At 54.4% G+C, this 5,385-nt stretch carries 3 rRNA genes; all 3 read left to right on the plus strand.

Annotated features, from left to right (window positions below):
- Window positions 1-80 precede the first annotated feature (80 nt).
- Window positions 81-1,604, plus strand: a 16S ribosomal RNA gene (locus HCX50_RS19630).
- Window positions 1,605-2,035: 431 nt separating this feature from the next.
- Window positions 2,036-5,140 (plus strand): 23S ribosomal RNA (locus tag HCX50_RS19635).
- Between the two features lie 108 nt (window positions 5,141-5,248).
- A 5S ribosomal RNA gene (gene rrf / locus HCX50_RS19640) occupies window positions 5,249-5,365 on the plus strand.
- Together the 16S, 23S and 5S rRNA genes form the textbook arrangement of a ribosomal RNA operon.
- Window positions 5,366-5,385: the final 20 nt, after the last annotated feature.

The raw sequence follows: 5,385 nt of genomic DNA on the forward strand, positions 1-5,385 counted from the left end.
AAGTCAGCAATGAATTTGTCTCTTTGGTCAGCATCAAACTCGCTGCGTCACCGTTTTCCCGGTGTCGTATGCATTTCTTTTTTACGGAGAGTTTGATCCTGGCTCAGGATGAACGCTGGCGGCGTGCTTAACACATGCAAGTCGAACGGTGAACACGGAGCTTGCTCTGTGGGATCAGTGGCGAACGGGTGAGTAACACGTGAGCAACCTGCCCCTGACTCTGGGATAAGCGCTGGAAACGGCGTCTAATACTGGATATGTGACGTGACCGCATGGTCTGCGTCTGGAAAGAATTTCGGTTGGGGATGGGCTCGCGGCCTATCAGCTTGTTGGTGAGGTAATGGCTCACCAAGGCGTCGACGGGTAGCCGGCCTGAGAGGGTGACCGGCCACACTGGGACTGAGACACGGCCCAGACTCCTACGGGAGGCAGCAGTGGGGAATATTGCACAATGGGCGCAAGCCTGATGCAGCAACGCCGCGTGAGGGACGACGGCCTTCGGGTTGTAAACCTCTTTTAGCAGGGAAGAAGCGAAAGTGACGGTACCTGCAGAAAAAGCGCCGGCTAACTACGTGCCAGCAGCCGCGGTAATACGTAGGGCGCAAGCGTTATCCGGAATTATTGGGCGTAAAGAGCTCGTAGGCGGTTTGTCGCGTCTGCTGTGAAATCCGGAGGCTCAACCTCCGGCCTGCAGTGGGTACGGGCAGACTAGAGTGCGGTAGGGGAGATTGGAATTCCTGGTGTAGCGGTGGAATGCGCAGATATCAGGAGGAACACCGATGGCGAAGGCAGATCTCTGGGCCGTAACTGACGCTGAGGAGCGAAAGGGTGGGGAGCAAACAGGCTTAGATACCCTGGTAGTCCACCCCGTAAACGTTGGGAACTAGTTGTGGGGTCCATTCCACGGATTCCGTGACGCAGCTAACGCATTAAGTTCCCCGCCTGGGGAGTACGGCCGCAAGGCTAAAACTCAAAGGAATTGACGGGGACCCGCACAAGCGGCGGAGCATGCGGATTAATTCGATGCAACGCGAAGAACCTTACCAAGGCTTGACATATACGAGAACGGGCCAGAAATGGTCAACTCTTTGGACACTCGTAAACAGGTGGTGCATGGTTGTCGTCAGCTCGTGTCGTGAGATGTTGGGTTAAGTCCCGCAACGAGCGCAACCCTCGTTCTATGTTGCCAGCACGTAATGGTGGGAACTCATGGGATACTGCCGGGGTCAACTCGGAGGAAGGTGGGGATGACGTCAAATCATCATGCCCCTTATGTCTTGGGCTTCACGCATGCTACAATGGCCGGTACAAAGGGCTGCAATACCGCGAGGTGGAGCGAATCCCAAAAAGCCGGTCCCAGTTCGGATTGAGGTCTGCAACTCGACCTCATGAAGTCGGAGTCGCTAGTAATCGCAGATCAGCAACGCTGCGGTGAATACGTTCCCGGGTCTTGTACACACCGCCCGTCAAGTCATGAAAGTCGGTAACACCTGAAGCCGGTGGCCTAACCTTTTTGGAGGGAGCCGTCGAAGGTGGGATCGGTAATTAGGACTAAGTCGTAACAAGGTAGCCGTACCGGAAGGTGCGGCTGGATCACCTCCTTTCTAAGGAGCATCTGACTCTTCGGAGTCCAGAACCCAGATCGAAGGCATACGTTCTTCGCTGGGAGCTCATGGGTGGAACATTTGACATGGTGTGAAGGATGTTGTTCTTCTTTAGTACGTCGGGTCTTCGGATCTGGTTGGAACGGGGAGGGTGGCGGATGTCGCACCTGCACGCTGTTGGGTCCTGAGGGACCGGATGCGCACTGGCCTGTGGGTCGAGTGCACAGTCGGTTACTCTGGGCCTCTTTCTGTTTCCCTTTTGTGGGGTTGTGGATGGGGGCACCGCCCGTACTTTGAGAACTACACAGTGGACGCGAGCATCTTGCAGCTGACTTCGGTCAGTTGCACAAGATGATCTTAAAGATCATTAGTCAATTTCATGCCGGACCTTTCGGGGTCTGGTGTCGATTCTGATTCAAACTCATGTGATTTATCAAGTCTTTAAGAGCAAACGGTGAATGCCTTGGCATCTGGAGCCGAAGAAGGACGTAGCAATCTGCGATAAGCCTCGGGGAACTGATAAGCAAGTTTTGATCCGAGGGTGTCCGAATGGGGAAACCCCGCTGGGCGGCGTGCCGACCTAGTGACTCCCGCCTGAATATATAGGGCGGGTAGAGGGAACGTGGGGAAGTGAAACATCTCAGTACCCACAGGAAGAGAAAGCAACCGCGATTCCGTTAGTAGTGGCGAGCGAAACCGGAACAGGCTAAACCTAGCGTGTGTGATAGCCGGCAGGCGTTGCACGTTGGGGGTTGTGGGACTTTTCAGTCATCTCTGCCGAGATGGCGGCGTTACAAGAAGGTATAGACGAACGGTCTTGAAAGGCCGGTCATAGAGGGTGACAACCCCGTAGTCGAAATGCTTCTCTTGGCGCGAAGAGTATCCCAAGTAGCACGGGGCCCGTGAAATCCCGTGTGAATCTGTCAGGACCACCTGATAAGCCTAAATACTCCCAGATGACCGATAGCGGACAAGTACCGTGAGGGAAAGGTGAAAAGTACCCCGGGAGGGGAGTGAAATAGTACCTGAAACCGTTTGCTTACAAACCGTTGGAGCCTCCTTAGTAGGGGTGACAGCGTGCCTTTTGAAGAATGAGCCTGCGAGTTAGCGATATGTGGCGAGGTTAACCCGTGTGGGGTAGCCGTAGCGAAAGCGAGTCTGAATAGGGCGATTCAGTCGCATGTCCTAGACCCGAAGCGAAGTGATCTATCCATGGCCAGGTTGAAGCGACGGTAAGACGTCGTGGAGGACCGAACCCACTTAGGTTGAAAACTGAGGGGATGAGCTGTGGATAGGGGTGAAAGGCCAATCAAACTTCGTGATAGCTGGTTCTCTCCGAAATGCATTTAGGTGCAGCGTTGCGTGTTTCTTGCCGGAGGTAGAGCTACTGGATGGCCGATGGGCCCTACAAGGTTACTGACGTCAGCCAAACTCCGAATGCCGGTAAGTGAGAGCGCAGCAGTGAGACTGTGGGGGATAAGCTTCATAGTCGAGAGGGAAACAACCCAGACCACCAACTAAGGTCCCAAAGCGCGTGCTAAGTGGGAAAGGATGTGGAGTTGCCTTGACAACCAGGAGGTTGGCTTAGAAGCAGCCACCCTTGAAAGAGTGCGTAATAGCTCACTGGTCAAGTGATTCCGCGCCGACAATGTAACGGGGCTCAAGCACGCCACCGAAGTTGTGGCATTGACATTATTGGTAGGCCTTCGTGGTCCAGCCGTGTTGATGGGTAGGAGAGCGTCGTGTGGCCAGCGAAGCGGCGGTGTAAACCAGCCGTGGAGGCTACACGAGTGAGAATGCAGGCATGAGTAGCGAATGACGTGTGAGAAACACGTCCTCCGAAAGACCAAGGGTTCCAGGGTCAAGCTAATCTTCCCTGGGTAAGTCGGGACCTAAGGCGAGGCCGACAGGCGTAGTCGATGGACAACGGGTTGATATTCCCGTACCGGCGAAGAACCGCCCAAGCTAATCCAGTAGTGCTAAGTGTCTGAATCCCAGTGACTGATCCCTTCGGGGTGACGCGTTGGGCCTAGCGCACGACCCCATTCTGGTGCGGTTAGCGTATTAACAGGTGTGACGCAGGAAGGTAGCCCAAGCCAGGCGATGGTAGTCCTGGTGCAAGTGCGTAGGCCGAGTCGTAGGCAAATCCGCGATTCACATAGGCTGAGACACGATGCGGATAAAAAGTGGGTGATCCTATGCTGCCAAGAAAAGCATCGACGCGAGGTTCAAGCCGCCCGTACCCCAAACCGACTCAGGTGGTCAGGTAGAGAATACCAAGGAGATCGAGAGAATCGTGGTTAAGGAACTCGGCAAAATGCCCCCGTAACTTCGGGAGAAGGGGGGCCTTCGGCGTATAGGGATTTACTCCCGAAAGCGTTTGGAGGCCGCAGAGACTAGTGGGTAGCGACTGTTTACTAAAAACACAGGTCCGTGCCAAGTCGCAAGACGATGTATACGGACTGACGCCTGCCCGGTGCTGGAAGGTTAAGAGGACCGGTTAGCCGCAAGGCGAAGCTGAGAATTTAAGCCCCAGTAAACGGCGGTGGTAACTATAACCATCCTAAGGTAGCGAAATTCCTTGTCGGGTAAGTTCCGACCTGCACGAATGGCGTAACGACTTCCCAACTGTCTCAACCGCGAACTCGGCGAAATTGCATTACGAGTAAAGATGCTCGTTACGCGCAGCAGGACGGAAAGACCCCGTGACCTTTACTATAGCTTTGTATTGGTGTTCGGTGTGGCTTGTGTAGGATAGGTGGGAGACTTTGAAGCATGGACGCTAGTTCGTGTGGAGTCATTGTTGAAATACCACTCTGGTCACTCTGGATATCTAACTTCGAACCGTAATCCGGTTCAGGGACAGTGCATGGTGGGTAGTTTAACTGGGGCGGTTGCCTCCCAAAAAGTAACGGAGGCGCCCAAAGGTTCCCTCAACCTGGTTGGCAATCAGGTGTCGAGTGTAAGTGCACAAGGGAGCTTGACTGTGAGACTGACAGGTCGAGCAGGGACGAAAGTCGGGACTAGTGATCCGGCAGTGGCTTGTGGAAGCGCTGTCGCTCAACGGATAAAAGGTACCTCGGGGATAACAGGCTGATCTTGCCCAAGAGTCCATATCGACGGCATGGTTTGGCACCTCGATGTCGGCTCGTCGCATCCTGGGGCTGGAGTAGGTCCCAAGGGTTGGGCTGTTCGCCCATTAAAGCGGTACGCGAGCTGGGTTTAGAACGTCGTGAGACAGTTCGGTCCCTATCCGCTGCGCGCGTAGGAAATTTGAGAGGATCTGACCCTAGTACGAGAGGACCGGGTTGGACGAACCTCTGGTGTGTCAGTTGTTCCGCCAGGAGCACCGCTGATTAGCTACGTTCGGGATGGATAACCGCTGAAAGCATCTAAGCGGGAAGCCGGCCTCAAGATGAGATTTCCATACCTTCGGGTGAGAGGCTCCCAGCCAGACTACTGGGTTGATAGGCCAGATGTGTAAGTGCAGTAATGCATGCAGCTGACTGGTACTAATAAGCCGATGACTTGATAACACACCGTTTGTTGGTGCTACGCGTCCACTGAGTGGTTCTCGATGTACGGTCGAGAACCGCATAACAACAATGACTTTGTTATGTGTTTGATTGAAACATCAATAGTGTTTCGGCGGCCATAGCGTGAGGGAAACGCCCGGTTACATTCCGAACCCGGAAGCTAAGCCTCACAGCGCCGATGGTACTGCAGGGGGGACCCTGTGGGAGAGTAGGACACCGCCGGACTCCTTTTAGACAAAATGGCC

The organism is Microbacterium sp. B19(2022), from assembly GCF_012030385.1.
Classification (GTDB): domain Bacteria; phylum Actinomycetota; class Actinomycetes; order Actinomycetales; family Microbacteriaceae; genus Microbacterium; species Microbacterium oxydans_B.